The following is a 3,206-nucleotide window of genomic DNA, read 5'->3' as shown; positions in this document are numbered from 1 at the left end:
TAGCCGATATTATCAACAAATAAAAAGCACTTTATTAATAAACAAAGTGCCTTAAATAATTTTCATATAAATAAACATAAGTCTACACTTTACTTTTACACCCTTGTTAAAAACAATATTATTGAAAAAAAGCAAAAATAATGCCTATAAAAATAATATTTATAGGCATTTTTAAATTAATAAGTTTTAAATAAATTCAAGAACAAATTAACGTTGTGAATCTAAAGTTTCATTATTCTTTATAACATCTTGAGCTTTACTATAACTTTCAATTAATAACTGATAAGCAGGGAATATTTGGGTATAAGCTTGAGCCCATTCAGCGGCATCTGCACGGTTCCAAGTTTTTTGCATTTCAGAAGCCACTGCTGCCGTATCCATAGGCACAACACCGGCTTGAACAATACGTGCTAAGGTAATTTCTTCTGCCATTTTGCTATACGTTCCTGATGCATCAATCACAGCAAAAACTTGATAACCTTCAGCAACAGCACTAATTGCTGGGAACGCCATGCAAACACTCGTAATAGTACCAGCAATAATTAATTGCTTTTTACCCGTTGCTTTCACAGCTTCAACAAACTCAGGGTTATCCCATGCGTTAATTTCACCTTTACGGGCAACATATTTAGCATGTGGTGCATTTTGATGAATTTCTGGAATTAATGGGCCATTAGGACCTTGAGGGACAGAAGCCGTTGTAATAACTGGCATCTTCGCTAATGTTGCCATTTTTGCTAATACCGCAGCACGAGCACGTAATTCCGTCATTGGCATATCGCCAACGGTTTGGAATAAACCACTTTGGTGATCGATCAATAACATAACAGCATCATCTGGATTAATAACTGGACGTTGACCATTGAAATTTGCAGGAGTACTCATTTATTTATTCCTTCTAATTAACAAAAACGATTATTAACAATATGAAGAAGATATAAGGAAATAGCGTTAATTATCTCCTCGCTCTCGATATAATTAACAATAGTCAATTAATTAAAAAGTCGGTAGTAGCAATAATGATAAACACTATTCTAAAAATAGAACACTGAAACACTTTTGTCATTGTTCTATTTTTAGAATAATGAAACCTATTTTCCCCTCTACTCAAATCAATATAGCTCATTAGAATACCACCTATAGAAATTTTATAGGAATATCATTATGAAAAAAGTTATTGGTGTTTATAAAGCGCCTCGTCAACATTGGGTCGGTGATGGCTTCCATGTACGCTCACTATTTAGTTATGGTGATCATGGTAAATATTTAAATCCATTTTTATTATTAGACAGAGCTGGCCCGACTGATTTTCCAGCCTCTCAAGGCCATAACCGTGGTGTAGGCGAACACCCTCACCGTGGGTTTGAGACTGTGACTATTGTCTATAAAGGGGAAGTGGCACATCACGATTCTACAGGTGAAGGAGGAGTGATTGGCCCTGGAGATGTACAATGGATGACCGCAGCATCAGGTATATTACATCAAGAGTATCACTCTGATGCCTTTAACCAAGCGGGAGGCATACTTGATATGGTGCAGTTATGGGTAAACCTCCCATCTCATGCTAAATCAGCGCCTGCTGGCTATCAGTTACTCAAAGAGAGTGCTATTCCAGTGCTTCCATTAGCGAATGATGCCGGACAACTGCGCGTGATTGCGGGGGAATATCATCAAACTCAAGGGGCGGCAAAAACCTTTTCACCTGTTGACGTTTGGGATATTCAATTGAAAAGTGGTAAATCTACGACCTTACCAAGCAAAAAAGATCGCTATGTGGGATTAGTGATACTCCATGGTAGCGCCTATCTTGATAGCCAAACTCAATTAAATACGGGCGATTTGGTTATTTTAGATAATCAAGGTGGCTCAATTAACCTTGAAGCCATTGAAGATGCAGTTGTGTTATATCTTAGCGGAGAGCCAATTAATGAGCCTGTAGTTGGTTATGGTCCATTTGTGATGAACAGCAAAGATGAAATTAGGCAAGCTATTGATGATTTTAACCAAGGTAAATTTGGTCGTATCCCAAACGAAATATGATTAATACTCTCCTTGCTCTATAACTTTTATAACAAACGGCTGCTCACTTAGAGCAGTCGTTTGTATCTATTTTTTACTCTTTATATGGAGCCATATTCTGCGCTAAATAATCTAATAACACTTGAATAGCAGGTAATAAACCTTTTCGTGACGGATACACGGCATGAATAACATCTTTAGGAAAACGCCACTGTGGTAAGACTTCCACCAAAGAGCCATCTGTTAACTCTTTCTCTACGACACTCAATGGTAAACGCGTGATCCCAAGTCCCTTTAATGTTGCTTTATATAAAGTCATCACATCCGTTGTCGCTAATTTAGGTGTAACATGTTGCGTTGAAACGGTACCATCATTATGGGTAAGCGTTAGCGTATACTGCTGCGAATGTTCGCTATTAGCTAAAATAGGATAATCAGCAAGTTGCTCTGGAGAATCAGGCGCACTGTTGGTTGCAAATAATAGCGGATTAGCAACTAAAACACGGCGAGAATAGCCTAATATTTTCATCGTTAAGCCAGAATCATCCAAAGGTAATGCTCTAACTCGTAAAGCTAAGTCAAGACCTTCACTGATCACATCCACAGGGCGATTGATCGCTAAAATTTGTATATTGATATCAGGATATTTTGCCATAAAATCCACCAAAATATCTTGAATATAAATTTGCAGTAATGCAACTGGGCAAGAGAGTTTGATCGTGCCGTGAGGGTGCCCTTGTGCTGAACAAATAACCTCTTGAGCAATCTCCGCTTGTTCAACGACATTTTTACACTGTTGGTAAAAAGTTTGCCCTATCTTAGTGACATGAAATTGACGAGTTGAACGATAGATCAGCGAGACCTTTAGTCTCTCTTCTAAATCAGCAATACGACGACTAAGTTTTGATTTAGGAATACCTAACGTTTCGGCCGCTTGTGAAAAACCGCCAAACTCCACCACTTTAACAAAATAATAGAGGTCATTTAGATCATACTTCATCGCCTATTACCTATTTAATTGTCATTATATAAAAACTGAATTGTTTCAGCTTCGGAAATTATGATACATATATTATGATCTATTTTCACGCTAATAATATATTATAGGCTGATATTTTAGTAAAATAAAAATAACCATTAATTATAGCAATATAATATAAATAAAAATGGAGATTATTTTAATTCTG

General features: G+C 36.8%; 3 protein-coding genes. 1 reads left to right on the top strand and 2 read right to left on the bottom strand.

Annotation, left to right across the window (positions count from 1 at the left end; all coding sequences use genetic code 11):
• Positions 1-207: 207 nt before the first annotated feature.
• The gene (locus AACU95_RS14265; RefSeq protein WP_004244302.1) at positions 208-885 is read right to left on the bottom strand and encodes a hydrolase; all 678 of its coding nucleotides are present in this window, start codon (positions 883-885) and stop codon (positions 208-210) included.
• 279 nt (positions 886-1,164) lie between these two features.
• On the opposite strand from AACU95_RS14265, the gene AACU95_RS14260 reads away from it, so the two are divergent.
• Positions 1,165-2,040 (top strand): pirin family protein, encoded by an 876-nt coding sequence (locus tag AACU95_RS14260; protein ID WP_004244304.1) that lies wholly within the window; start codon positions 1,165-1,167, stop codon positions 2,038-2,040.
• Between the two features lie 73 nt (positions 2,041-2,113).
• Here the strand turns inward: AACU95_RS14260 and AACU95_RS14255 are convergent, their stop codons facing one another.
• On the bottom strand, positions 2,114-3,019 hold the full coding sequence (locus tag AACU95_RS14255; RefSeq protein ID WP_049200693.1) for a LysR substrate-binding domain-containing protein: 906 nt from the start codon (positions 3,017-3,019) through the stop codon (positions 2,114-2,116).
• Positions 3,020-3,206: the final 187 nt, after the last annotated feature.

The sequence above is a fragment of the Proteus sp. G4415 genome (assembly GCF_963896075.1).
Taxonomy (GTDB): Bacteria; Pseudomonadota; Gammaproteobacteria; order Enterobacterales; family Enterobacteriaceae; genus Proteus; species Proteus mirabilis.
The sequence above is the reverse complement of the archived record's forward strand: the minus strand, read 5'-3'. Positions and strand labels throughout refer to the sequence as shown.

Coding starts and splice junctions, on each gene's coding strand:
- AACU95_RS14260 (WP_004244304.1), top strand. CDS start 1,165: ATGAAAAAAGTTATTGGTGTTTATAAAGCGCCTCGTCAACATTGGGTC.
- AACU95_RS14265 (WP_004244302.1), bottom strand. CDS start 885: ATGAGTACTCCTGCAAATTTCAATGGTCAACGTCCAGTTATTAATCCA.
- AACU95_RS14255 (WP_049200693.1), bottom strand. CDS start 3,019: ATGAAGTATGATCTAAATGACCTCTATTATTTTGTTAAAGTGGTGGAG.